Annotated in this window: 18 protein-coding genes; 12 read left to right on the top strand and 6 right to left on the bottom strand. The window is 75.3% G+C overall.

What is annotated here, in order from left to right; translation table 11 throughout:
- Positions 1–82: 82 nt before the first annotated feature.
- From AB0F71_RS29200 to AB0F71_RS29210, 3 genes are all read right to left on the bottom strand, one after another.
- Positions 83–505, bottom strand: coding sequence for a MarR family transcriptional regulator (locus AB0F71_RS29200; RefSeq protein ID WP_360240243.1), 423 nt, complete (start codon positions 503–505; stop codon positions 83–85).
- A 43-nt stretch (positions 506–548) separates the two neighbouring features.
- Positions 549–1,835: a M48 family metalloprotease gene (locus AB0F71_RS29205; protein ID WP_360240246.1), complete on the bottom strand. Its 1,287-nt coding sequence runs from the start codon at positions 1,833–1,835 to the stop codon at positions 549–551.
- A gap of 104 nt (positions 1,836–1,939) precedes the next feature.
- Positions 1,940–2,755, bottom strand: a complete 816-nt coding sequence (locus AB0F71_RS29210; protein WP_360240250.1) for a universal stress protein — start codon at positions 2,753–2,755, stop codon at positions 1,940–1,942.
- Positions 2,756–3,031: 276 nt separating this feature from the next.
- Between AB0F71_RS29210 and AB0F71_RS29215 the strand changes: the two genes are divergently transcribed.
- From AB0F71_RS29215 to AB0F71_RS29245, 7 genes are all read left to right on the top strand, one after another.
- On the top strand, positions 3,032–4,171 hold the full coding sequence (locus AB0F71_RS29215) for a CapA family protein (protein ID WP_360240253.1): 1,140 nt from the start codon (positions 3,032–3,034) through the stop codon (positions 4,169–4,171).
- Between the two features lie 259 nt (positions 4,172–4,430).
- Positions 4,431–5,210 (top strand): 2,3-dihydro-2,3-dihydroxybenzoate dehydrogenase, encoded by a 780-nt coding sequence (locus AB0F71_RS29220; RefSeq protein ID WP_360240256.1) that lies wholly within the window; start codon positions 4,431–4,433, stop codon positions 5,208–5,210.
- A 122-nt stretch (positions 5,211–5,332) separates the two neighbouring features.
- Positions 5,333–6,484, top strand: a complete 1,152-nt coding sequence (gene dhbC, locus AB0F71_RS29225) for an isochorismate synthase DhbC (RefSeq protein ID WP_360240367.1) — start codon at positions 5,333–5,335, stop codon at positions 6,482–6,484.
- A complete protein-coding gene (locus tag AB0F71_RS29230; RefSeq protein ID WP_360240259.1) occupies positions 6,481–8,151 on the top strand; it encodes a (2,3-dihydroxybenzoyl)adenylate synthase in 1,671 nt (556 codons plus the stop codon). The genes dhbC and AB0F71_RS29230 overlap by 4 nt, the downstream gene beginning before the upstream one ends.
- Before the next feature lie 50 nt (positions 8,152–8,201).
- Positions 8,202–8,852 (top strand): isochorismatase family protein, encoded by a 651-nt coding sequence (locus AB0F71_RS29235; RefSeq protein ID WP_360240261.1) that lies wholly within the window; start codon positions 8,202–8,204, stop codon positions 8,850–8,852.
- Positions 8,853–8,857: 5 nt separating this feature from the next.
- Positions 8,858–9,106: a phosphopantetheine-binding protein gene (locus AB0F71_RS29240; RefSeq protein ID WP_360240264.1), complete on the top strand. Its 249-nt coding sequence runs from the start codon at positions 8,858–8,860 to the stop codon at positions 9,104–9,106.
- A complete protein-coding gene (locus AB0F71_RS29245; protein WP_360240267.1) occupies positions 9,106–9,873 on the top strand; it encodes an AMP-binding protein in 768 nt (255 codons plus the stop codon). Before AB0F71_RS29240 ends, AB0F71_RS29245 begins: the two co-directional genes overlap by 1 nt.
- Positions 9,874–9,959: 86 nt before the next feature.
- Here the strand turns inward: AB0F71_RS29245 and AB0F71_RS29250 are convergent, their stop codons facing one another.
- Complete coding sequence (locus AB0F71_RS29250; RefSeq protein ID WP_360240270.1) at positions 9,960–11,210, bottom strand: amidohydrolase; 1,251 nt, start codon at positions 11,208–11,210, stop codon at positions 9,960–9,962.
- A gap of 117 nt (positions 11,211–11,327) precedes the next feature.
- Here AB0F71_RS29250 and AB0F71_RS29255 point away from each other — a divergent pair, with 117 nt between their 5' ends.
- The 5 genes from AB0F71_RS29255 to AB0F71_RS29275 all read left to right on the top strand — a co-directional run bounded on the left by AB0F71_RS29255 (position 11,328) and on the right by AB0F71_RS29275 (position 21,532).
- Positions 11,328–18,647, top strand: coding sequence for an amino acid adenylation domain-containing protein (locus AB0F71_RS29255; protein ID WP_360240273.1), 7,320 nt, complete (start codon positions 11,328–11,330; stop codon positions 18,645–18,647).
- The gene (locus AB0F71_RS29260) at positions 18,640–18,825 is read left to right on the top strand and encodes an MbtH family protein (protein WP_360240276.1); all 186 of its coding nucleotides are present in this window, start codon (positions 18,640–18,642) and stop codon (positions 18,823–18,825) included. Before AB0F71_RS29255 ends, AB0F71_RS29260 begins: the two co-directional genes overlap by 8 nt.
- 53 nt (positions 18,826–18,878) lie before the next feature.
- The gene (locus AB0F71_RS29265; RefSeq protein WP_360240279.1) at positions 18,879–20,216 is read left to right on the top strand and encodes a DHA2 family efflux MFS transporter permease subunit; all 1,338 of its coding nucleotides are present in this window, start codon (positions 18,879–18,881) and stop codon (positions 20,214–20,216) included.
- A 179-nt stretch (positions 20,217–20,395) separates the two neighbouring features.
- Entirely contained in the window at positions 20,396–20,857 is a 462-nt protein-coding gene (locus AB0F71_RS29270) for a Uma2 family endonuclease (RefSeq protein ID WP_360240282.1), read from the top strand.
- Positions 20,858–20,980: 123 nt separating this feature from the next.
- A complete protein-coding gene (locus AB0F71_RS29275) occupies positions 20,981–21,532 on the top strand; it encodes a YceI family protein (RefSeq protein WP_360240285.1) in 552 nt (183 codons plus the stop codon).
- An 80-nt stretch (positions 21,533–21,612) separates the two neighbouring features.
- Here AB0F71_RS29275 and fes read toward each other — a convergent pair whose 3' ends face one another.
- Both fes and fhuB read right to left on the bottom strand, forming a co-directional pair.
- A complete protein-coding gene (gene fes, locus AB0F71_RS29280) occupies positions 21,613–22,779 on the bottom strand; it encodes an enterochelin esterase (RefSeq protein WP_360240288.1) in 1,167 nt (388 codons plus the stop codon).
- A 22-nt stretch (positions 22,780–22,801) separates the two neighbouring features.
- Positions 22,802–24,967 carry a Fe(3+)-hydroxamate ABC transporter permease FhuB gene (fhuB, locus tag AB0F71_RS29285; protein ID WP_360240291.1) on the bottom strand — a complete coding sequence of 722 codons (2,166 nt, stop codon included), beginning with the start codon at positions 24,965–24,967 and terminating at the stop codon, positions 22,802–22,804.
- Between the last annotated feature and the right edge of the window lie 75 nt (positions 24,968–25,042).

Raw genomic sequence — 25,042 nt, forward strand, 5'->3', positions numbered from 1 at the left:
ACCCCGGGGCCGGGGGGTGGCCGGCCGGGGCCAGGGGTGGAGGTGGTGCCGAGGAGGGCCGGGGTCGCGGGTGCCGGCCCGGTCAGTCCTCCTGGCCGTAGCGGGCCAGGTACGCGGCGAAGCGGGCGACGTCCTCGTCGGACCATTCGGTGAAGCGGGCGGTGAAGGCCGTCCGGCGCTGCTCGTTGGCGTCCCGCAGCAGGGTGAGCCCGCCCTCGGTGGCGCGCAGGATCTGGCCGCGCTGGTCGTCCGGGTCGGTCTCGCGGCGCAGCAGGCCGAGCTTCTCCAGCGCGGTGACCTGGCGGCTGACGGTGGACTTGTCGAGCATGAAGTGCGCGGCCACGTCGGCGGCCCGGCAGCCGCCGCGCTCGGTGATCAGGTCGAGGATGCTGTACGTGACCAGGGAGAGGTCGGGGTGCAGCTGGGAGGCCTTGTGCCGGGCACGGCGGGCGAAGGCGGTCAGCTCGCGCTGGATGGTGTCGATGGACGACTCGCGGCCGGGCACGGCGTTCCTACCTCCTCGGGATTTGTTGCACTATACAACGGATTCACCCCGGGGTCGTGCGGGTCTCCGCGGCCGGACCGCCGTTCGCGGGGTCCGCGGGGTCGGCGGGGTGTGCCGGGCTCGACGGGTCCGCCGGGCCGGCTGCCGGACCCTGCCCGGCCTGCCAGGCGCGGGCTGCCGCGATCCGGCGGGCCGCACTCGGGTGAGTGGCGAACAGTAGCTCAAGCAGCCGCGGCGGGTCGACATCCGAGACGTTCACCACCGCCAGTCTGCGCTGCATCGCCACGAACTGCTCGGCGTCCCCGGTCAGTTCGAGGGCATGCCGGTCCGCCCTGGCCTCGATCCGGCGGCTCACCGCGCCCTGCACCGGCCCCGACAGCGCGCCGATCAGCGCCGCCAGCGCGGCCAGCAGCGGCAGCGCCCGGGGATCCGCCGCGTCCGCGGCCCCGGCCGCCGCCGGCAGCGGGTGCCAGTCCGCCAGCAGGCCCAGCAGCACCACCGCCAACGCGGCACCCACCGCCCCGAGCGCCGTGCCGACCGGCACGTCCCGGTGCTTGACGTGCCCCAGCTCGTGCGCCACCACCAGCTCCACCTCGCGCGGCTCGGCGGCCGCCAGCAGGGTGTCGTACGCGACGATCCGGCGGGTCGCGCCGAACCCGGAGACGTACGCGTTCAGCGCGGTGGTCCGCCGGGAGGCGTCCGCCACCAGGACGTCCCGCACCCGTACGCCGTCCCGCTCGGCCAGCGCCAGCAGCGCCGTCCGCAGCTCGCCCGGCGGCATCGGGGTGAAGCGGTTGAACACCGGCTCGATCAGCAGCGGGTGGAGGAAGGACAGCGCGGCCGTCAGCAGCGCCGCCGCCCCCGCCGCCGGGAGCCACCAGTGCCGGGGCGACCACCCGGTCAGCGCGAACAGCCCGAGCACCAGCGGCAGGACCAGCAGCAGGGTCAGCCCGAGCGAGCGCACGGCGTCCAGCGCCCAGCCCGCCCAGCCCTGGGTCACCAGCCCGAACCGGGACCGTACGGCCCGCACCCCCGCCCCGAACGGCAGCTGCAGTGCCTGGCCCAGCACCACCAGGGCGGCCGCACCGGCCAGCACCTCGGCCGTCCGGGAGCCGCCGAACCAACGGCCGGTGGCGGTCACCAGCGCGGCACCGGCCGGGGTCAGGCCCAGCACCAGGGTCAGCGCCAGGCCCGCCAGGCGGCCGCCGAGTGCCCACGGCAGCTGGGCGCGGCGCAGCGCGCGGCCGCGGGCGCGCTCGGCGGGGGTGAAGTCGGGGGCGTGCTCGGTGGGGGCGGCGTTGGGGGCGGGGGCGGGCTCGGGCGTCGTCATCGGCGGGGTGGCTCCGGCGGGGGGTGAGGGCGGCAGAGGTAGGGGCAGGGGCAGGGCGGGTCCAGCATGTCCTACCGCAGGCGGCGGGCGCCTGCCGCGACGGCTCACTCCTCCGTCTCGGCCGGGCCGGTGGCGCCGTGGACGCCGGCCCGCAGCAACTGGTGGCCGAGGTCGACCAGGGCGCGGCCGACCGCGAACTCGTCGCCGATCGCCGGGGCCGGTGGGTCGCGGGGGTTGCGGCGGGCCAGGGCGTCGCTGTGCAGGACCGTGCCGTCGGCGTCGAGCACGGCGTGCACCCGGGTGGTGTCGCGGTCCTCGACCACGTGCAGGCTGAGCTGCCAGTCCTTGGTGCGGGTGGTCGCCGGGGTTCGCTCGTCGGTCGTGGCCGTGGTCGTGGCCGTGGCTGTGGCCGCGGCGGTGGTGGCTGTTGCGGCCGCCGGGACGGCCTCCGGCTGCCGTGGTGCGGAGGCCGTGCCGTCCGCCCGGACGATCACCACCGGGCAGGCGCCGTGTACCGCGCAGCGGGTGGACACCGAGCCGAGCAGCGTACGGGCGAAGGCGCCCCGGCCGCTGCTGCCGAGCACCAGCAGGTCCGCGCCCTCGGCCGCCTCCAGCAACACCTCGGCGGCATGCCCGAGCACCAGGCTCTCCCGGATCTCCACCGGGCGCTCCGCCCCGATCACCTCGTTGACCTCGGCGGTCAGCGTGCGGCGCGCGGCCTGCTCGAAGCCCTCGTCCACCATCGGCGTGAACCACCCGTACAGCGACGGGTACTCCCAGGCCGCCACGGCGTGCACGGACGCCCCGGTGAGGACCGCCTGGCCGACCGCCCAGCGCAGCGCCGACTTCGACGGCTCCGAACCGTCGATCCCGACCACGATCCGGTGCTCCCCGGTGGGGGCCGACCGATTGCTGGCCATCACCGACCTCCTCGACCGAGCCGCCATCCGGTCGGCGGCTCTCCTGCCCGCGGCTTCCCCCCTCGCCCTCCCCTTCCACTTCCCCTTCCACGCTGCGCGCGGTGCGGCGCGGGCGCCAGGGACACGGTGGCCGGGTGGGGCGGGGGATTGGGACGGGCGGGCCCGGTGGGGCCGCTGGTGTCCTTCTGTGTCCGGAATGTTGCGGATGCTGGCGCAAGTGGTGCTGATTCGGTGGCGTAGGCTGACCGTTTGCATCGACCTCGGGGGGAACCACTCATGCGCCGTGCTGCGGCTGCCGTCGCCGTGCTCGTCGGTCTGACCGTCGCCACCGCCTGCGGGCCGGACGACCCGGCGCCCGGCTCGGCGTCGACCGCCCCGCCAGCCGCGGCACCGTCGGCCCCCGCCGCCGCGGCCACCGGTACGGCCCCCGCCGCCGCCCCCACTAAGGGCGGCGCGCCCCGCCCGGACGGCACCATCACCGTCGCCTTCGCCGGGGACGTCCACTTCGAGGGCCGCACCCAGCCCCGGCTGTCCGTCCAGCCGCCCGAGCAGGCCCTCGGCCCGATCTCCCGCACCCTCGCCGATGCCGACCTCTCCGTGCTCAACCTGGAGACCGCGATCACCGGCCGCGGCGCACCCGAACCGAAGACGTACACCTTCCGCACCGCGCCCAAGGCGCTGTCCGTGCTCAAGGACTCCGGCGTGGACGTCGTCTCGATGGCCAACAACCACGCCGTCGACTTCGGCGCCGACGGCCTCACCGACACCCTGGCCGCCAAGGACTCCTCGCCCATCCCGGTGATCGGCGTCGGGCACAACGCCAAGGAGGCGTACGCCCCGTACCTGACCACCGTGCGCGGGGTGAAGGTCGCGGTGGTCGCCGCCAGCCAGGTCGAGGACATCACCAACCAGAAGTGGCGGGCCGGGGCCAACAAGCCCGGCATCGCCTCCGCCCTGGACGTCCCCGCGCTGGTCGCGGCGGTGCAGGCGGCCAAGCAGCAGGCCCCGGTCGTCCTCGTCTACCTGCACTGGGGCGAGGAGGGCAAGGCCTGCCCGACCGCCGCCCAGACCGCCGTCGCCAAGAAGCTCGCCGCCGTCGGCGCCTCCGCGGTGGTCGGCACCCACGCCCACACCATGGTCGGCTCGGGGATGCTCGGCAACACCTACATCGGGTACGGCTTCGGCAACTTCCTCTGGTACGGCACCTCCAACTACGCCTTCTCCAACGAGACCGGCGTCACCACCCTCACCCTCGCCGCCGACGGCAAGGTCAAGGGCGAGGCCTTCGCCCCGGCCACCATCGACGACAAGGGCATCCCCCAGCCGGTCTCCGGCGCCGCCGCCGAGGCCGCCCTCAAGCGCCGCGACGGCCTGCGCGGCTGCGCCGGACTCACCCCGCCCCCGGCCGCCCACTGAGACGACGGTCCGTGTCGTCGTCACCCGGCCCGCCGTCCACGTCCCCTGCCTGATCTCCCCTGAGGGAGGCCCTGAGGCCGCTCGTCCCGTCGCCGGGATGGGCGGCCTCTTTCGCATGCCCGGGCGGATCTGGGGGCCGGGTGGATCGGCGGATTGACGGGTGCCCAGGTATCGGAACCTGTCGAACGGACCATCGGCGTAGGCGAACAATTGTGTTAGGTTAGGCTTGCCTAACATCGCTGGTCGAAGGGGAAGTCCTGTGGAACGGTCCGAATTCGCCGGTGTCGTCGCGATGGTCACCGGGGCCGGGCAGGGCATCGGCGCGGCCGTGGGCCGGGCGCTGGTCGCCGAGGGGGCCGTCGTCGCGGCGGTGGACCGGGAGGCCGGCCCGCTCGCCGTCGTCGCGGCGGAGTCCGAGGCGGTGCACCCGTACGCCCTGGACGTCTCCGACGCCCAAGAAGTCGATGCCGCAGTCGAGTTGATTGAGCGTCAACTTGGCCCGATCGGCGTGCTGGTGAACGTCGCCGGTGTGCTGCGCCCCGGGCCGGTCCTCGAACTGTCCGACGCCGACTGGGCGGAGACCTTCGCCGTCAACACCACCGGGGTGTTCCACACCGGTCGGGCGGTCGGCCGCCGGATGGCCGAGCGGGGGCGGGGCGCCGTCGTCACGGTGGGCTCCAACGCCGCCGGGGTGCCGCGGGCCGGGATGGCCGCCTACGCGGCGTCCAAGGCGGCGGCCACCATGTTCACCCGCTGCCTCGGCCTGGAGCTGGCCCGCTCCGGGGTGCGCTGCAACGTCGTCTCGCCCGGGTCGACCGACACCCGGATGCAGCGCGGGCTGTGGGGCGAGGACACCGAGGCGGCCGAACGCCGGGTGATCGAGGGCGACTTGGAGGCCTGGCGGGTCGGCATCCCGCTCGGGCGGATCGCCGCGCCCGCCGACATCGCGGAGGCCGTGCTCTTCCTGGCCTCCGACCGGGCCCGGCACATCACCATGCACGACCTGTACGTCGACGGCGGCGCGACCCTGCGCGCCTGAGGCACCCTCCGGTCATCCGCCGACCGCAGACCGTAGACCCGTCCCAGACTGGAGAGACCGCCGTGACCACGGTGCACCACGCCCCGCCGACCCCCACCGACGGCGGCCCCGACCGGACCGCCATCGGCGCGGCCAGCGGCCTGCTCGGCCAGTACCGGGCCGACGACGACGAGGCGTTCTTCGCCTCGCCGACCCGCACCCTGCTCACCGCCGGCGTGCACGCCCGGGTGCCGCGGGACGCCCGTCCGCTGCCCGTCCGGGTCGCCGAGACGCTGGCCGTGGCGCGCCGCGCCGGGCTCGAACGGCCCCTGGTGGTCGGCGCGGTGGCCTTCGACCACGACGGCCGGGACGAACTCGCCGTCCCCGCCCGGGTCCGGTCCGCCGGGGCGCTGCGGGACGACCCGCTGATCGCGCTGCCCGCACCGCCGGTCGCGCCGGCCGGCTGGCGGATCCGCCCGGTCCCGGAGCCGGAGGCGTACGGTGCGGGCGTCGCGGCGGCCGTCGAGCGGCTGCGCGGCGGGGAGTTGAGCAAGGTGGTGCTGGCCCGCACGCTGGAGCTCACCAGCGACCGGCCGCTCGACCTGCCGGCCGTGCTGCAGCGCCTGGCCCGGCGCGACCCCGGCGGCCACACCTTCGCCGTCCCGGCCGGCCCCGGCCGCACCCTGATCGGCGCCAGCCCCGAACTCCTGCTCTCCCGGCGGGGTACGGCCGTGCTGGCCAACCCGCTGGCCGGCTCGGTGCCGCGCAGCGAGGACCTCGGCGAGGACGTCCGGCGCGCCGCCGCGCTGCTGGAGTCGCCCAAGGACCTGCACGAGCACGCCGTGGTGGTGGACGCGATCCGCGCGGCGCTGGCGCCGTACTGCCGCAGCCTGGACGTGCCGGAGCGGCCCACCCTGGTGCGGACGGCCGCGATGTGGCACCTGGCCACCACGATCAGCGGTGAGCTGGCCGATCCGGCCGTCTCCGCCCTGGAGCTGGCCTGCGCGCTGCACCCGACCCCGGCGGTCTGCGGCACGCCGACGGAGGTCGCCCGCCGGGTGATCGGCGAGATCGAGCCCTTCGAGCGGGGCCTGTACGCCGGCATGGTCGGCTGGGGCGACGAGAGCGGCGACGGCGAGTGGGTGGTGACCATCCGCTGCGCGCAGGCGCAGGACCGCACGCTGCGGGTGTACGCGGGCGCCGGGGTGGTGGAGCAGTCCCGGCCGGAGGCCGAACTCGCCGAGACCAGCGCCAAGTTCCGCACCTTCCTGGAGGCCGCGGGGGTGGCGCTGTGACGCCCCTGGACGAGGTGCTGGGCGGATTCACCCCGTACCCGGCCGAGTTCGCCGAGCGCTACCGGGCGGCCGGCCACTGGCGCGGCGAGACCTTCGGGCGGATGCTGCGCGAACGCGCCGCCGCACACGGCGACCGGATCGCCGTCGTCGACCCGGGCGGCCACTCGGTGGCGGCGGGCGAGCGGCGCTGGACGTACGCCGAACTCGACCGCCGGGCCGACCGGATGGCCGCCGGGCTGCTCGCCCGCGGGATCCGGCCCGGGGACCGGGTGGTGGTCCAACTGCCCAACGCCGCCGAGTTCTTCGAGGTGGTCTTCGCCCTGTTCCGGATCGGCGCGCTGCCGGTCTTCGCGCTGCCCGCGCACCGCTACACGGAGATCTCGCACTTCTGCTCGTTCACGCGCGCCGTGGCGTACATCGTCCCGGGCGTCGAGGGCGGCTTCGACCACCGTGAACTCGCCACCCGGGTACGGGCGGAGAACCCGGGCCTGCGCCTGGTGCTGGTGGCCGGCGAGGATCCGGGCGAGCACCTGCGGCTGGCGGACGTGCCCTGCGACGGGCCCGGCCCCGCGCGCGAACCCGAGCCCGGGGACGTCGCGTTCCTCCAGCTCTCGGGCGGCAGCACCGGGGTGCCGAAGCTGATCCCGCGCACCCACGACGACTACATCTACTCACTGCGCGGCTCGGTCGAGCTGTGCGCGCTGGACGGGCGCAGCGTCTACCTGTGCGTGCTGCCCGCCGCCCACAACTTCCCGCTCAGCTCGCCCGGTTCGCTCGGCACGCTGTACGCGGGCGGCCGGGTGGTGCTCTGCCCGCAGCCCAACCCCGAGACGGCCTTCCCGCTGATGGCGCGCGAGGGCGTGACCGTCACCGGGCTCGTCCCGCCGCTCGCGCTGCTGTGGCTGGACGCCGCCGAGCGCGGCGCCCGCGGCTACGAGAGCCTGGAGGTGCTGCTGGTCGGCGGTGCCAAGTTCAGCGAGGAGGCGGCCCGGCGGGTGCGCCCGGTGCTGGGCTGCACGCTCCAGCAGGTGTTCGGGATGGCCGAGGGCCTGGTCAACTACACCCGGCTGGACGACCCGGAGGAGCTGATCGCCACCACCCAGGGCCGGCCGATCTCCGCCGACGACGAGGTCCGGGTGGTCGACGACCAGGACCGCGACCTGCCCGACGGCACCACCGGGCACCTGCTCACCCGCGGCCCGTACACCATCCGCGGCTACTGGAACGCCCCCGGGCACAACGCCGCCTCCTTCACCGCGGACGGCTTCTACCGCACCGGTGACCTGGTCCGCCGGCTCCCCGGCGGCCACCTGGTGGTCGAGGGCCGGGCCAAGGACCAGATCAACCGGGGCGGCGAGAAGGTCGCCGCCGAGGAGATCGAGAACCACCTGCTCGCCCACCCGGCCGTGCACGACGCGGCGGTGGTGTCGATGCCCGACCCGTACCTCGGCGAACGCACCTGCGCGTACGTCGTGCTCCGCGCCGAGCACCGTGAACAGCCGCCGAAGGGCGTCGAGTTGAAGCGCTTCGTGCGCGGGCGCGGACTGGCCGAGTACAAGGTGCCGGACCGGGTGGAGTTCGTCGACGCGTTCCCCGCCACCGGGATCGGCAAGGTCAGCAAGAAGGACCTGCGGGCCGCCGTCGCGGCCTCTTTCCCAGCTTTGTGACAGCCCCGGTACTCACCATCACCCCTGTGAATTCAAGGAGTTCGACCATCGTGGGCCTGCCCCGCATTCCCTCCTATCCGCTGCCCGCCGCCGGGGAGCTGCCCGCCAACCGGGTCTCCTGGACGGTGGACCCGGCCCGCGCCGTGCTGCTGGTGCACGACCTGCAGAACCACTTTCTGGACGCGTTCCCGGCCGACGCCGCCCCCGTGCCCGAACTCCTCGACAATGTGGCCGCGTTGACCGCCGCGGCCCGCGCGAGCGGGGTGCCGGTCGTCTACTCGGCGCAGCGCGGCGGGCAGAGCCCGGCCGAACGCGGACTCCAGCAGGACTTCTGGGGCCCCGGCATCCCCGACGACCCGCGTGCCACCGCGGTCGCCGACGCCGTCGCCCCGGCCGGGGGCGACACCGTCCTCACCAAGTGGAAGTACAGCGCCTTCGTGCGCACCGGGTTGGCGCAGCTGCTGCGCGACCAGGGCCGCGACCAGCTGGTGATCACCGGGGTGTACGCCCACATCGGCGTGCAGGCCACCGCCTGCGACGCCTGGATGCGGGACGTCCGGGCCTTCGTGGTGGCCGACGCGGTCGCCGACTTGGGACCGGACGAGCACCGCGCCGCACTGGAGTGGATCGCCGGGCGGTGCGGGGTGGTCACCACCGCGGACGTCGTACGCGCAGCGCTGGAAGGGACGGACGGGAAGTGACGGGCGTGGAAGCAACCGGTTTCGACGCAACCGGTTTCACGGTGGAGCGGATCCGGGCCGAGGTCGCCGACCTGCTCGGCGAGGACCCGGCGGGCATCCCGCTGGACGAGAACCTGGCCGACTGGGGGCTGGACTCGATCCGCCTGATGACCCTGGCCGAGCGCTGGCGGGCCGAGGGTGCCGAGGTGGAGTTCGTACGGCTCGCGGAGCGGCCGTCCGTGGAGGCCTGGGCCGAACTGCTGGGCGTGGCCTGATGGAGGCGGTCGTACGGGAGGCGGGCGCGGGTCCGGCGGGCGCGGCGGGTCCTTCGGCGGACGGTTCTTTCGCGGGGGAGGGCCCGGCCGGGCTGCTGGCGGCGGAGGGGCTGGTCCTGTCGGAACCGCTGCGGTCCGGTCCGGCGGTCGAGTACCCGGCCACCACCGTGGTCGGCCCGGTCGAGGCCCAGGCGGCCCGGACGCCACGGGCCCCGGCGCTGGTGCTCGCGGACGGCGGGGTGGTGACGTACCGGGAGCTGAACGCCTCGGCCAACCGGCTGGCCCGGGCCCTGGCCCGGCGCGGTGCCCGGCCGGGCACGGTGGTCGGGCTGGCGCCCGTCGGCCGTCCGGAGGAGCAGCTGACGGCGGTGCTCGCGGTGGCCAAGTCCGGTGCGGCGTGGCTTTCGCTGGACCCGGCGGACCCGCCCGGGCGGCGGGACTGGCTGCGCGCCGAGAACGAGCTGGTCTGCGTGCTGGGGGAGGGGACGCCGGGTGCGCCGGGCGGCCTCGACACCACCGGCGAGCTGGACACCGACCCGCCGCGCGCGCTCACCCCGCAGCACCTGCTCAGCGTCGGGTACGGCCCGGGCGGGCGCCCGGCCGCCGTCCGGCTGACCCACGCCGAGGCGGACCGGCGGATCCGTGAGCTCCAGGCCGCCCACCCGATCGGCCCGGGCGACCGGGTGCTGCAAGTGCGGCTGCCGCACTGGGGCTTTCTCTGGCCGCTGCGGACGGGCGCAGCGGTGGTGCTGGGGGGCGGCGGCTGACGGTTGACAGCTGACAGCGAACAACTTTCAGCGAACAGATGATGAAAGTTGAAATCTGTTCGCTGAAAGTTGTCACCTGTTATCTGTCACCCGTCAGCTGTCATCGCGTCAGCCACCGCCCCCGCCAGGTCCATCGCCGTCCACGCCATCGCCACTGCGCCGTCCAGCAGGGCCCGTTCGGCCTCCGCCCCGACCGCCGCCTCGGCGAAGGCCGCCTCGTGCGGCGCGCAGGAGCCCCCGGTGATGTCCAGGACCGGATGGATGGCGGGCACCACGTGGGAGACGTTCCCCATGTCCGTGCAGGCGAACGGCCCGCGCTCGACCGGCTCCGGCCGGCCCAGCGCCGCCGCGTTGGCGCGCCAGTGCGCGAGCAGCGCGGGGTCGGAGCGCATGTCCAGGTAGTCCGGCTCGGGCCTGGTCAGCTCCACCTCGCAGCCGGTGGCCAGTGCCCCGGCCCGGAAGCAGTCCTCGACCCGGGCCCGCAATTGTGCGAGGTCCTCGGCCGCCGAGGCGCGGATCTCGTACTCGGCGCTCGCGCTGTCGGGGATCAGGTTCGGGGCGGAGCCGGCCGCCGTGGTGATGCCGTGCACCCGCCACTGGGGCGGGAGTTGCTGCCGCAGCAGCCCGAGCGCGACCTGGGCGACGGTGAGCGCGTCGGCGGCGTTGCGGCCCTCGTGCGGGTTAAGGCTGGGGTGGGCGGCGCGCCCGGTGTAGCGGACGGACAGGGTGCCGAGCGCGAAGGAGCGGAAGTCGGCGACCTCGACCGGGCAGGGGTGCACCATCATCGCCGCGTCCACCCCGTCGAAGGCCCCCGCCTCCAGCAGCAGTGCCTTGCCGGCCCCGCGCTCCTCGGCCGGCGCGCCGATCACCCGAACGGTGAGCCCGAGTTGGTCCGCGTACGGGGCGAGGCCGAGCGCCGCGCCGACGCCGGCGGCGGCGATCAGGTTGTGCCCGCAGGCGTGCCCGAGGCCGGGGAGGGCGTCGTACTCGCAGACCAGTGCGACGGTGACCGGCCCGCTGCCGAGGCTCGCGGTGAACGCGGTGGCCAGGCCGTGGGCGGGTGCGGTGACCGAGTAGCCGTGGGAGCGCAGCAGTTGGGCGCACCAGGCGGCCGCCCGGTGTTCCTCGAAGGCGGTCTCGGGGTGGGCGTGGATGCGGTGGCTGAGCGCCAGCAGTTCCGCCCCGTGCGCGTGGACGCGTTCGCGGACGGCCTGCTTGGCCGCGCTCGGCACCCGGTCCCGGGACTGCTCCCGGGGCTGGTTCCGGGGCTGCTTCCGTGACCGGTTCTGAGGCTGCTCCCGGGGCTGGTTCTGAGGCTGGTTCTCGGGCTGGGCCATGGGCGTCTCCGGGATGTCAGGGGCGCGGCCGCAACGGGCCGTTGACCAGATCGTATGAAGTTAGATTAGGCTAACCTAAGTAAGGCGTTCCGGATCCCCCGAGGAGCTCTCCGCACCATGCCCGCCGTCGAAACGCAGCCCGTCGATCAGCAGCCCGTCGATCAGGAGCCCACGGGGGCCCGGCCCGCCGACGTCCCGCTGCTCGCCGCCCAGGCCGCCGTCTGGTACGCCCAGTCGCTCGACCCCGCCAGCCCGGTCTACAACACCGGCGACGCCGTCGAGATCACCGGACCGCTCGACGAGGAGTCCTTCGAAGCGGCCCTGCGGCAGACGGTGGACGAGGCCGAGGTCCTCGGCGCGGTCGTCGTCACCGGCCCGGACGGCACCCCGCACCAGCGCCTGAACCCCGGTCACCGCTGGCCGCTGCACCGCCTCGACCTGCGCGCCGCCGAGGACCCGTCCGCCGAGGCCGAGGCCTGGATGCGCGCCGACCTCGCCCGCCCGGCCGACCTCACCACCGGCCCGCTGTTCACCCAGGCCCTCATCCGGCTCGCCGACGACCACCGGATCTGGTACCGCCGGATCCACCACCTCGCCGTCGACGCCTACGCGTTGACCCTCCTCGGCGACCGCGTCGCCGCCCACTACACCGCCCGCACCACCGGGACCGACCCCGGCCCCAGCCCCTTCGCCCGCCTCGCCGAGGCCGCCGCCGAGGAGGCCGCCTACCGCGCGGGCGAGGACTACCGCACCGACCGCGCCCACTGGTCCGCCCACCTCGCCGACACCGACGCCCCGGCCGTGCTGCCGGCCGTGCTGCCGGGCACCCCCGCCGGGCACCCCGGGTCCGCACCGGCCCCGCTGCGGCTGACCGCCACCCTCTCCGCCGGCACCCGGGAGCGCCTGGAGCACGCCGCCGCCACGGCCCGGGCCACCTGGGCCGAACTCCTCCTCGCCGCCACCGCCGGCTACCTGCACCGCCTGACCGGCGCCGAGGACGTCCTGCTCGGCCTCCCGCTCGCCAACCGCCGTGGCCCCGCCGCCCTGCGCACGCCCGTCGCCGCCGCCAACGTCCTGCCGCTACGCCTCGCCGTCCGCCCCGCCGACACCGCCGAGGACCTGCTGCGCCAGGTGGTCCGCGCCCTGCGCACCGCCCGCCGCCACCAGCGCTACCCGCTGGAGGACCTGCGCCGCGACCTCGGCCGCACCGGCCAACGCCGCGCCCTTTTCGGCCCGATGGTCAACATCAAGGCCTTCGAGACCGACCTCGACCTGGCCGGCCTGCCGGGCGTGGTCCGCAACCTCGCCGCCGGGCCGGTCGACGACCTCGCCGTGAACGTCTCGCCCGGCCCCGACGGCGCCCTGCGCCTGGTCCTCGACGCCGACCCGGCCCGCCACGGCGCCGATTCGCTGGCCGCCCACCGCGACGGCCTGCTGCGCTACCTCGACGGTCTCGCCGAACTGCTGCTCACCGACCCGACGACGCCGATCGCCCGGATCGACCTGCTGGACGCCGACGCCCTGCGCCGCGCCACCGAAGGCCGTACCGAACCACCGGTCGAGCGGACCGTGCCCGAGCTGTTCTCCGCCCAGGCCGCCCGCACCCCGGAGGCCGTCGCCGTCCGCTGCGGTGAAACCTCCCTCACCTTCGGCGAGTTGGAGCGCCGTTCCGACCGGCTCGCCCACCGCCTGCGCGGCCTCGGCGTGCACGGCGGCGCGCCCGTCGCCCTCGCCCTGCCGCGCAGCGCGAACACCCTGGTCGCGATGCTCGCCGTGCTCAAGGCCGGCGGCGCCTGCGTCAGCCTCGACCTGGCCCACCCCCGGCAGCGGCTCGCCGCGGTACTGGCCGACGCCCGCCCGGTCTGCGCGGTCGGCACCCCCGAGGCGCTCGCCGACCTCGACCTGCCGCCCGGCCTGCCCACCGTACGGGCGTCCGACGCCGAGGCATCGACGCAGCGCACGCAGCGCACGCAGGACGCGCCGGAGACCGCCGAGGCACCCCTGCCGGCCCCGCACCTCCACGACGCCGCCTACGTGCTGCACACCTCCGGCTCCACCGGCCGCCCCAAGGGCGTGGTCGTCACCCATGCCTCGCTCGCCAACCTGCACGCCGGCCACGGCGAGGACCACATCGCCCCCGCCGTCCGCCGCACCGGTCGCGAGCGCCTGCGCATCGCCCACAGCGCCTCCTTCGCCTTCGACGCCTCCTGGGACCCGGTGCTGTGGATGGTCCACGGCCACGAGCTCCACCTGCTGGACGACGCCACCTACCGCGATCCGGCCGCCCTCGCCGCCCACCTCCACCGCGAGCGCATCGACTACCTCGACCTCACCCCCTCCTACCTCGAAGTCCTCCTGGCCGAAGGCGTGCTGGACGAGGACCAGCACCGCCCGTCGGTGCTCGCGGTCGGCGGCGAGGCCACCCCGCCCGCCCTCTGGCAGCGGCTGGCCGCCGTCCCCGGTCTGCACCCGATCGACCTCTACGGACCCACCGAGACCACCGTCGACGCCTACGCCTGGACCCCGGGCCCGGACGGCGCCCCGACCGGCCGGGTGGTGCGCGGCTCCCGCGCCTACGTCCTGGACGGCTCGCTGCGCCCCGCGCCCGACGGCGTGACCGGCGAACTGTACGTGGCCGGTGCCTGCCTGGCCCGCGGCTACCTCGGCCGCCCCGACCTCACCGCCGAACGCTTCCTCGCCGACCCCTTCGGTCCGCCCGGCGACCGGATGTACCGCACCGGCGACCTCGCCCGTCGGCGGCCCGACAACACCCTGGAGTTCCTCGGCCGCGCCGACGACCAGGTGAAGATCCGCGGCTTCCGGATCGAACCCGGCGAGATCGCCGCCGTCCTCGCCCAACTGCCCGGCGTGGCCCAGGCCGTGGTGATCGCCCGCCCCGGGCCGCAGGGCAAGCGACTGCTCGGCTACGTCGTTCCCGCCGCCAGTGGGCTCCCCGCCACCGGTTCAGGTCCCGAGGCCGCCGAGCTCCCCGACCCCGAGGCCCTGCGTGCCGCGCTCGCCGCCCGGCTGCCCGCCCACATGGTCCCGGCGGCCGTCCTGCTGCTGGACGAACTGCCGCGCACCGCCCACGACAAGCTGGACCACCGAGCCCTCCCCGAGCCCCCCGCCGCCGCCACCCCCGGCGCGGCCGCCGCCACCCCGCAGGAGGAACTGGTCTGCGGGCTGTTCGCCGACGTCCTCGGCCTGCCCGCCGCACCCGGCCGGGAGGACTCCTTCTTCGACCTCGGCGGCCACTCCCTGCTCGCCGGTCGCCTGGCCGCCCGGCTGCGCGAGACCTTCGCCGCACCGGTCGCCTTCGCCGACGTCTTCCGCCACCCGACCCCGGCCGCCCTCGCCGCCCTGCTCCGGCCCGAACCACAGGACGGGCGCCCTGGGGCCGGGCCCGAGCCGCGCCCCGCCCTGGTGCCTGTGCCGCGCACCGACCGGATGCCGCTCTCGCCCGCCCAGCGCGGCCTCTGGTTCCTGCACCGGCTCGAAGGCCCCAGCCCCACCTACAACATCCCGCTCGCCCTCACCCTCACCGGCCCGCTCGACCGCGCCGCCCTCACCCTCGCCCTCGGCGACCTCACCGCCCGGCACGAAGTCCTGCGCACCGTCTACGGCGAGGAGCCGGACGGCACGCCGTACCAGCGGATCCTGGCGCCCGCCCCGGTCGAACTCCACGACGGCGACGGCGCGATCGACGGCCGCGACGGCAACGGCACCGAACAGATGGCCGACGCCGTCCGCTACGCCTTCGACCTCACCGCCGAACCCCCGCTGCGCGCCACGCTGTTCGGCCACGCCCCCGAGCGGCACACCCTGCTCCTGCTGCTCCACCACATCGCGGGCGACGGCGCCTCCACCACCCCGCTGCTGCACGACCTCGCCACCGCCTACACCGCCCGGCAGGCCGGACACGCACCCGAACTCGCCCCACTGGCCGTCCAGTTCGCCGACCACGCCGCCTGGCAGCGCCAGCTGCTCGGTACCGTGGACGCGCCCACCCCGCTCGCCGTACGGCAGGCCGAGCACTGGCGCACCGCCCTGGCCGGCCTGCCCGACCAGCTCGACCTTCCCACCGACCGCCCCCGCCCGCCGGTGGCCGGCCACGACGGCGCCACCGTCCCCTTCACCCTCGGCGCCGAGGCGCACACCGCCCTCGCCGCGCTCGCCCGCTCCACCGGCGGCACCGTGTTCATGGCCGTCCAGGCCGGCCTCGCCGCGCTGCTCACCCGGCACGGCTGCGGCACCGACATCCCCGTCGGCACCCCGCTCGCCGGGCGCGAGGACGAGCGGACCGCCGCCCTGGTCGGCTACTTCGTCAACTCCGCCGTACTACGCACCGACACCGCCGGCGACCCGTCCTTCCGGGAGCTGCTCCGGCGCGTGCGCGCCACCGTGCTGGCCGCGCACGAGCACGCCGACCTGCCCTTCGACCGGCTGGTCGAGGAGCTCAACCCGGCCCGCTCGCTCGCCCGCCACCCGCTGTTCCAGGTGATGCTCGCCTGGCAGAGCCGCGCCGACGAACCCGTCGTGCTCGGCGGCGGCCTGACCGCCGAGATCGCCGCGATCCCCAGTGGCACCGCCAAGTTCGACCTCACCCTCAACGCGGGGGAGCGGCCCGGCGGCGGCATCGGCGGCTTCCTGGAGTACCGCACCGACCTCTTCGAGCCCGCCACCGCGACCGCCCTCGCCGAGCGCCTCGCCCGACTGCTCACCGCGGCCGCCGCCGACCCGGACACCCCGATCGGCCGGCTGCCGCTGATCAGCGAGCCGGAGCGGCACCGCACCCTGGTCGAGTGGAACGGCACCGCCGTACTCCCTGCCCCGCCGGATGCCCCCCTGCCCGAGCTGTTCGAGGCCGCGGCCGCCGCCAACCCCCGCTCCATCGCGGTCAGTTACGGCGACGAACGGCTCGACTACACCGAACTCGCCGCCCGCGCCGACCGCCTGGCCCGCCTGCTGGCCGACCGGGGCATCGGCCCCGGCACCATCGTCGCCCTCGCCCTGCCCCGCTCGGTCGACCTGGTCGTCGCCCTGCTCGCGGTCGCCAAGTCCGGCGCCGCCTACCTCCCGCTCGACCCCGACTACCCGGCCGACCGCCTCGCCTACATGCTGGCCGACGCCACCCCCGCCGCCCTGCTCACCGACCGGGCCACCGCCCCCCGACTGCCCGCCCACGCCGTCCCCCGACTCCTGGTCGACGGGCCTGAGCCCGCGCGGTACCCGGCCACCCCGCTGGCCCAGCACGAACGCACCCGGCCGCTGCGCGCCGAGGACACCGCGTACGTCATCTACACCTCCGGCTCCACCGGCCGGCCCAAGGGCGTGCCCGTCACCCACCGCAACGTCGCCCGGCTGTTCAGCTCCACCGACCACTGGTTCGGCTTCGACGACCAGGACGTCTGGACGCTCTTCCACTCCTACGCCTTCGACTTCTCGGTCTGGGAGCTGTGGGGCGCGCTGCTGTACGGCGGCCGGCTGGTCGTCGTCCCGCACCTGGTCAGCCGCGACCCGGCGGCCTTCCTCGACCTGATCGCCCGCGAGCGCGTCACCGTGCTCAACCAGACCCCGTCCGCCTTCTACCAGCTCAGCGCCGCCGACCGGGACTGCCCCGGCAGCGAACTCGCCCTGCGCTACGTGGTGTTCGGCGGCGAGGCGCTCGAACTCGGCCGCCTCGACGACTGGTACTCCCGGCACCCGCAGGACGCCCCGACCCTGGTCAACATGTACGGCATCACCGAGACCACCGTGCACGTCTCGTACATCGCCCTCGACCGGGCGAGCGCCGCCGCGACCAGCAGCAGCACCATCGGCGTCAACATCCCCGACCTGCGGGTCTACGTCCTGGACCAGCACCTCCAGCCCGTCCCGCCCGGCGTCACCGGCGAGCTGTACGTCGCCGGGGCCGGCCTGGCCCGCGGCTACCTCGGCCGCCCCGAACTCACCGCCACCCGCTTCGTCGCCGACCCGCACGCCGAGCTGTTCGGCGAGCGGGGCACCCGGATGTACCGCTCCGGCGACCTCGCCCGCCGCCGCGCGGACGGCGTACTGGAGTACTTCGGCCGCGCCGACCAGCAGGTCAAGCTGCGCGGCTTCCGGATCGAACTCGGCGAGATCGAGGCCGTGCTGGCCGCTCACCCGGCCGTCGCCGACGCCGCCGTGGTGGTCCGCGAGGACACCCCCGGCGACCAGCGCCTGGTCGGCTACGCCGTGGGCACCGCCGCACCCGAGGCCCTGCGCGCCCACGCCGCCGCCGAGCTGCCCGCCCACATGGTGCCCTCCGCCGTGGTGCTGCTCGACCGACTGCCGCTGACCGCCAACGGCAAGCTCGACCGCCGCGCCCTGCCCGCCCCCGAGGCCCCCGCCGCCGGAGCCGGCCGCCCGCCCCGCAGCCCGCGCGAGCAGCAGCTCTGCCAACTCTTCGCCGAAGTCCTGGGCCTGGAGACGGTCGGGGTCGAGGACGACTTCTTCGCGCTCGGCGGCCACTCCCTCTTGGTGGTCCGGCTGGCCGGCCGGATCCGCGAGGTGCTCGGCCTGGAGGTCGGCATCGGCGCGCTGTTCCAGGCCTCCAGCGTGGCCGCGCTCGACGCCGCCCTGTCCGAGGGCACCCCCGGCGCCGACGCCCTGGACGTCCTGCTCCCGCTGCGGCCCACCGCCCCCGGCCGCCGCGCCCCGCTGTTCGCGATCCACCCGGCCGGCGGCCTCAGCTGGTGCTACACCGGCCTGATCCGCCACCTCCCGGCCGACGTCCCCCTCTACGGCCTCCAGGCCCAGGGCGTCGGCACCGCCACCGTCGGCGAACCGCTGCCCGAGACCATGGAGGAGCTGGCCGCGCACTATGCCGACCGGCTGCGCGAGGTCCAGCCCGAGGGGCCGTACCGGCTGCTCGGCTGGTCCACCGGCGGGATCATCGCCCACGCCGTCGCCGTCCGGCTCCAGGAACTGGGCCGGCAGGTCGAGCTGCTGGCGATCCTGGACGCCTACCCGGCCGAGGGCTTCCGCGAACTGCCCGTCCCGGACCAGGCCGAAGCCCTGGAGGCACTGCTCACCATGGGCGGCTTCGGACCGGACGACCTCGCCGGGCAGCCGCTCGAACTCGACGCCGTGATCGAACTGCTGGGCCGCGAGGGCAGCCCGCTGGCCGGGCTGGACCGGGCCACCGTCACGGCACTCAACGCGATCTACCTCAACACCAACCACCTGGTGCGGGGCTACGACCACCGGCCCTTCCACGGCGACGTCCGGTTCTTCCGGGCCACCGTCGACACCATCGACGAGACCCTGGTGCCCGAACTCTGGGCCCCCTACGTGACCGGCCGGATCGACAACACCGACGTGGCCTGCTCGCACAAGGACATGACCCTGCCCGCCCCGATCGCGCACATCGCGAGCGTGATCGCCGACCACCTGGAGAACTCCGACCATGAGTGACGCCCCCGTCAACCCCTTCGACGCCGACGGCGCGTTCCTGGCCCTCGTCAACGACCAGGGCCAGCACTCCCTGTGGCCCGCCTTCGCCGCCGTCCCGGCCGGCTGGAGCGTCGCCCACGGCCCCTGCGCCCGCCCCGACGCCCTGGCCTGGATCACCGCGCACTGGACCGACCTGTGACCCCTCCCGCCGTAGCGTCCCCGGCGCGCCCCCTGCTCGCGGGGCGCGCCGCCGTGGTCGTCGTGTACACCGCCGCGATGTGCATGAACGGCCTCGACTCGACCATCGTCAACCCCGCGCTGTACCGGATCGCCGAGGACTTCGGCCGGCCCGTCCCGGCCGCCAACTCCATCGAGACCGCCTTCCTGGTCGGCCTGGCCCTCGGCCTGCCGGTGGCCGGCTGGCTCGGCGACCGGTACGGCGTCAAGCGGGTCTTCCTCGGCGCGCTCGCCGTCTTCACCCTGGCCTCCGCGCTCTGCGCCGCCGCCCCCGGCCTCGGCACCCTGGCCGCCGCCCGGGCCGTCCAGGGCGTGGCCGGCGGGCTGCTCACCCCGGTCGGCATGACCCTGCTGTTCCGCGCCTTCACGCCGCAGGAGCGCCCGCGCCTCGGCCGGATCCTGATCGTGCCGACCGCCCTGATGCCCGCCCTCGGACCGCCCCTCGGCGGCTTCCTCACCGAACACCTCTCCTGGCACTGGCTGTTCCTGGTCAACCTGCCGGTCGGCATCGCCGCCGTGGCGCTCGGCCTGACCACCCTGCGGACCGAACCGGAACCCCCGGCCGGCCGCTTCGACACCCGCGGCTTCCTGCTCGCCACCCCCGGCCTCGGCCTGCTCACCTACGCCCTGGGCTTCGGCCCGGCCCACGGCTGGACGGCACCGGCGGTCTGGCTCGGCGGCCTCGCCGGGGCCGCCCTGCTGGGACTCGCGGTACGGGACCAGCTGCGCTCGCCCGAGCCGCTGGTGGACCTGCGGCTGCTCGCCGACCGCTGCTACGGCGCGGCGAGCTGGCTGGCCCTGCTCACCTCGGCCGGGCTGATGGGCGCCCTGTTCGTGCTGCCCCTGCTCTACCAGGCCGCCCGCGGCGCCACCGCCCTGGACGCCGGGCTCAGCGTCTTCCCGGAGGCGATCGGCCTGATGGCCGCCTCCCAGGTGGTCGACCGGCTGCTGCCCAGGCTCGGCCCGCGCCGCCTCGCGCTGCCCGCCCTGCTGCTGGCCGCGGCGGTCCTCGCCGCCCTCGGCGTGGCCGAGAACCCCTGGGCCGTACGGGTGTTGATGTTCGCCGTCGGACTGGTGCTGGGCACCGCCGTGCTCACCGTCCAGATCGCCGGCTTCGCCGACGTGCCACCGTCCGCGATGGGCCGGGCGATGGCCCTGTTCACCATCCTGCGCACCCTCGGCGGCGCCCTCGGCATCGCCGCCACCGCCGCCCTGATCGGCGCCCTCGGCGACGGCGCCGACCCCACCCCGTACCGGGTCGCCCTGGCTCTCACCGCCACTCTGGTCGCCGCTGGAGCCCTCCTCGCCCGCCGCCTCCCGGCCCAGGGCCCGCCCCCGCCCCCGGCGGGCTGAGGACTGAGGAGGACGCGATCGGGGCGGGCGGGAGGACATCCCGTCCGCCCCGACTACCGTACGGTGACAGGAGCACCGGAGGAGACCGCACGAATCCCGAGCGCTACCGCCTTCTCGAAGCGGCCCGACGGAGCCTTCCGGACGGTTTCAAGGTCGAGCTGTCCGGCGAGCTCATCGTCATGCAGGCGCCGCCGTCCTCGATCCACCAGCTGAACCTGTCGATCGTGCAGCGCCAGTTCGACGCGTACTGCCCGGCGGGCTACTTCACGAGCGGGAACAGCGATCTCTCGTCGCCCGAAGTCGGCGCTGTCCGGAATCCGGACCTCACCTACCTGCCGGAGGACGTCATCGACCTGGCCGGGCACAACATCCCGGCGGAGCTCGCGCTGATCGCGGTCGAGGTCGTCTCCCCGTCCAACCCCGACAACGACTGGACGGGGAAGGTCCGTGACTACCCCCGGATGGGCTTCCCGCTCTATCTGATCATCGACCCACGCCAGAAGACCGTCACCCTGTTCTCGGAGCCGAACCGCGACCGCTACCACACCCGTACCGAGCGGGAGTTCGGCGAGACGATCCGGATCCCCGAGCCGTTCGGCTTCGAGCTGGACCTGGCGAGGCTGGTCCCGTACCGGGACTGAGGCGGCTTCACCCGCTGGCGGGAACTTGGCGGGGTGGTGCCGCGCGGCGGGCGGGCGGGTACTGCATTGGCCTGACACCTTGCAGGCTGACGCCCGGATCCAGGCCACTCTTGGAGGTACCTCATGACCGTTTCGCTTCCCGAGCTCACCGGGGACTACGTCCTCGACCCCGCGCACTCCCGGATCGGCTTCGTCGCGCGGCACGCCATGGTGACCAAGGTGCGGGGTTCGTTCGGGCAGTTCGAGGGCACCGCGCACCTGGACGGGGCCGATCCCACGCGGTCGTCCGGCCAGGTGGTGATCAAGGCGGAGAGCATCGACTCCGGGGTGGAGCAGCGCGACCAGCACCTGCGGACCAACGACTTCCTGGACGCCCCCAACTTCCCTGACATCACCTTCCGTTCGACCTCGGTCGAGGTCGTCTCCGAGACCGACTACCGGGTCACCGGCGACCTCACCATCAAGGGCACCACCCGCCCGGTCACCATCGACTTCGAGTACACCGGCAACGCGGTGGACCCGTACGGCAACCTGCGGGTGGGCCTGGAGGGTTCGGTGACGATCAGCCGCAAGGAGTTCGGGGTGACCTGGAACGCGGCGCTGGAGGGCGGCGGCGTGCTGGTCGGCGACAAGGTGGTGCTGGAGTTCGACATCTCCGCGATCAAGCAGGGCTAGCGAGGGTCGGCGGGTCCGAACCGGCTGACGGGCAGCACCGCGGTGCTGCCCGTCAGCCGTCTGCTGTCAGCCCTCTGCCGTCAGCCGTTCGGCCGGTACGGGCCGTTCGTCGGCGCCCGGCCCAGCAGGTGCGCCAGCCCGTCGGCCAGGCCGCCGCGCCAACAGGCGTAGTCGTGGCCGCCGTTGAACTCGCGGTACTCGACCTCGTACCCCCGGGCGGTGAGCACGTCGCGCAGGTGCCGGTTCTGGGTGAGCAGCATCCACTCCTGGAGGCCGACCTCGACGTAGAAGCGGGCCTCCCGTCGCGGTTCGGCGGCGAAGCGGCGGGTCAGCCATTCGCTGCCCTCGTCGAACTCCGTCTCGTCCGGCCACCAGAAGGAGCCGGACTGGGAGAGCACGTTGCCGAAGCGCTCGGGGCGCCGGTAGGCGGCGAAGGCGGCGGTGAGGCCGCCCGCGCTCTGGCCGGCGATGACGGTCCGGCGCGGGTCGTCGGTGGTGCCGAACTCCGCTGCGGCCCAGGGGAGGAGGCGGTCGGCGAGGTGGTCGACGAAGGCCGGGTTGCAGCTCAGCTCCTCGGGGCGGCCCGGCCCCATGGTGTGCACCAGCAGGGCGACGGTGGGCGGGATGGCGCCGTCGGCCGTGAGGTTGTCGAGGGTGTCGCCGACGGACAGCACCTCGCCCCACATCTCGCCGTCGAGCAGCACCGCCACCGGGTACGGCCCGAGGCCGAGGCCGAGGCCAGCTCCGTGCCCATGCCCGTGCCCGTGCCCGGCGGGGAGGTGGACGTCCACCCGCCGGCCGGCCACCGTACGGGCGAGCGTCCGCCCGCGCGGCACGTCCTCCCGCCGCCGGGCGTACGGCTGGGCGGGGGCCTGCGGCAGGCTGAGCACCGAGGCGGGGTGGCGGCCGTCGCGGGCGGGGAGGCGGGGTTGGGTGTCGTGCCGGTCGGGGCGGGCGTGGTCGAGGACGTGCAGCCAGTCGGCCCGGGTGGTGCCGGGGGGCGCGCCGTGGAAGGGGTGCAACTGGTAGGAGGCGCGGTGGTCGGCGCGCAGCCGGTAGGTGATCTCCCAGCGGTCGTTGCGGCGGGTCATCAGATGAGGGGTCAGGTCGCCGGCGTGCCGGTCCTTGTCGGTGACGGTGTGGAGGAGTGCGAGCACGCCGTCGCAGTCGTCCTCGTCGTGCACGAAGGTGACCAGCCGGTAGGCGGGGTCGTCCGGATCGGGGGCGATCAGGGGGAAGGCAGCCAAAGGTCTCAGCTCCGGGGTGGGTTCAGGCGGCGCTCTGGCGGCGCCCGAGCAGCACCCAGAGCAGGAAGGGGCCGCCGAGCACGGTGGTGACGATGCCGACGGGGATCTCCACCCCGCCGATCAGCACCCGTCCGAGGGTGTCGGCGAGGACGACGAGCAGCGCGCCGGTGAGCGCGGAGCCGAGCACCGGCACCCGGGTCGGTCCGGCCAGCCGGGCGGCGAGCACGGGCGCGGCGAGGGCGACGAAGCCGACCGGCCCGCAGACCCCGACGGCGAGCCCGGCGAGGGCGACGGCGAGCAGCAGGCAGGCGAGCCGGACCCTGCCGGGGTCGACGCCCAGCGAGGCGGCCACGCTGTCGTCGAAGCGCAGCACCGCCAGCCGCCGGGCCACCACCAGCGCGGTCGGCACCAGGACGGCGAGTCCGACGAGCACGGGCGTGGCGACGGTGTAGTCCCGGCCGTTGAGGCTGCCGGAGGTCCAGACGTACAGCGAGCCGGCGGAGTTGAGCGAGCGCCGGGCGAGGGCGACCTGGATGACGGCCGAGGCGAGCGCCGACATGGCGAGTCCGACGACCAGCACCCGGTAGCCGCGGGCGCCGAGCCCGCCGGAGACCAGGCTGACGACCAGGACGGCGGCCAGCGCCCCGAGCGGCCCGGCCCACCAGGCGCCGAAGGTGCCGGAGGCGGTGGCGGAGATCAGCACGGCGGCGGTGGCGCCGTCGTTGACGCCGAGGAGTTCGGGGGTGGCGAGCCGGTTGCGGGCCAGGGTCTGGGTGAGGCAGCCGGCGAGGCCGAGGGCGGCTCCGGCGGCGAGTCCGGCGACGATCCGGCCGAGGCGGAACCTCTGCACCAGCAGGACGTCCAGCCGCTCGCCGTGGCCGAACACGGCCTGGAAGGTCCTGCCGAGGCCGAGTTCGCTCTGTCCGGCGTGCGCGGCGGCGACCACGGCGGTCAGCAGGGCGGCGGCCAGGCCGAGTCCGGCGAGCAGCGGCCGGCGCGGTACCAGCAGGGACCAGGCGCCGTACCGGAGGGCCGGGTCCGGCCGTGCCGGGCGCGGTTCGGCGCGCTGGACGGGCGGGGCCTCGGCGGCGGGGTCGCCGAGCGCCAGGGCGGCGGAGCGGCGGGAGCGGACCATGGCGATCAGCGCGGGGGCGCCGACCAGGGCGACGATCACCGAGACCGGCGCCTCGAAGGGCCGGGCGATCACCCGGGCGAGCACGTCGGCGCCGGTGAGCACGGCGGCGCCGAACAGCCCGGCGAGCAGGGTGAGTCGGCCGATCCGGGGCCCGGCGAGGGCGCGGGCCAGGAAGCCGGCGAGCAGGCCGAGGAAGGAGATCGGCCCGGCCAGGGCGACCGCCGAGGCGGTGAGCAGGGTGACGGCGGCGGCGACGGCCGCGCGGGTGGCGCCGGGCCGGTGGCCGAGGCCGCGGGCGAGGTCGTCGCCGAGGGCGAGGGCGGTGAGCGGCCGGGTGGTGAGCAGGGCGAGCAGGAAGCCGGCGCCGAGGACGGGGGCGAGTTGGCCCAGGGTCGTCCAGCCTTCCACCCCGGCCAGTGAGCCGAGCACCCAGATCCGGTAACGGTCGTACGTCTCGGGCGAGTTGACGATGATTACGCCGGTGATGCCGCCGAAGGTCGCGCCGACGGCGGAGCCGCCGAGGACCAGGCGCACGGGGGAGCCGCCGCCCCGGCTGCCGGCGATCAGCAGGACCAGGGTGCTGGCGAGGACGGCGCCGCCGAAGGCGAGGGCGAGGTACCCGTAGGAGGTCTGCACGCCGAGCACGGCGATGCCGAGCACGACGCCGAGCGAGGCGCCAGCGTTGACGCCGAGCAGGCCGGTCTCGGCCAGCGGGTTGCGGGTGACGGACTGGAGCTGGGCGCCGGCGACGCCGAGGGCGGCGCCGACCAGCAGTGCGGTGAGGGTACGGGGCAGCCGCAACTCGCCGACGACGAGGGCGAGTCGGCTGTCGGCACGGGCGCCGCCGCGGTCGAGCAGGTAGTCCAGGACCCGTCCCGGCCCGACCTCGCCGGCGCCGACCGAGAGCGAGAGCGCGGTGAGGGCGAGCAGCACCGCGACCGCCCCGACAGCGACCGGCCAGGCGCGCTCCCGGAGCGGGCGGGCCGGTGGGGGAGGGGCGCCGGGCGCGGTGACGGCGGGCGCTTCGGGGGCGCCCACTTGCGACGATGTCATAAGGTAAGGCTAACCTAATGAACGGGGCGTCCCGCCGGCACCGCCGTCGTGCCGGGCTGCCCGGACGCCGCCCAA

The sequence above is a fragment of the Kitasatospora sp. NPDC028055 genome, assembly GCF_040637885.1.
Classification (GTDB): domain Bacteria; phylum Actinomycetota; class Actinomycetes; order Streptomycetales; family Streptomycetaceae; genus Kitasatospora.

Coding starts and splice junctions, on each gene's coding strand:
- AB0F71_RS29205 (WP_360240246.1), bottom strand. CDS start 1,835: ATGACGACGCCCGAGCCCGCCCCCGCCCCCAACGCCGCCCCCACCGAG.
- AB0F71_RS29210 (WP_360240250.1), bottom strand. CDS start 2,755: ATGGCCAGCAATCGGTCGGCCCCCACCGGGGAGCACCGGATCGTGGTC.
- AB0F71_RS29215 (WP_360240253.1), top strand. CDS start 3,032: ATGCGCCGTGCTGCGGCTGCCGTCGCCGTGCTCGTCGGTCTGACCGTC.
- AB0F71_RS29245 (WP_360240267.1), top strand. CDS start 9,106: ATGGAGGCGGTCGTACGGGAGGCGGGCGCGGGTCCGGCGGGCGCGGCG.
- AB0F71_RS29250 (WP_360240270.1), bottom strand. CDS start 11,210: ATGGCCCAGCCCGAGAACCAGCCTCAGAACCAGCCCCGGGAGCAGCCT.
- AB0F71_RS29255 (WP_360240273.1), top strand. CDS start 11,328: ATGCCCGCCGTCGAAACGCAGCCCGTCGATCAGCAGCCCGTCGATCAG.
- AB0F71_RS29260 (WP_360240276.1), top strand. CDS start 18,640: ATGAGTGACGCCCCCGTCAACCCCTTCGACGCCGACGGCGCGTTCCTG.
- AB0F71_RS29270 (WP_360240282.1), top strand. CDS start 20,396: ATGCAGGCGCCGCCGTCCTCGATCCACCAGCTGAACCTGTCGATCGTG.
- AB0F71_RS29275 (WP_360240285.1), top strand. CDS start 20,981: ATGACCGTTTCGCTTCCCGAGCTCACCGGGGACTACGTCCTCGACCCC.
- fhuB (WP_360240291.1), bottom strand. CDS start 24,967: ATGACATCGTCGCAAGTGGGCGCCCCCGAAGCGCCCGCCGTCACCGCG.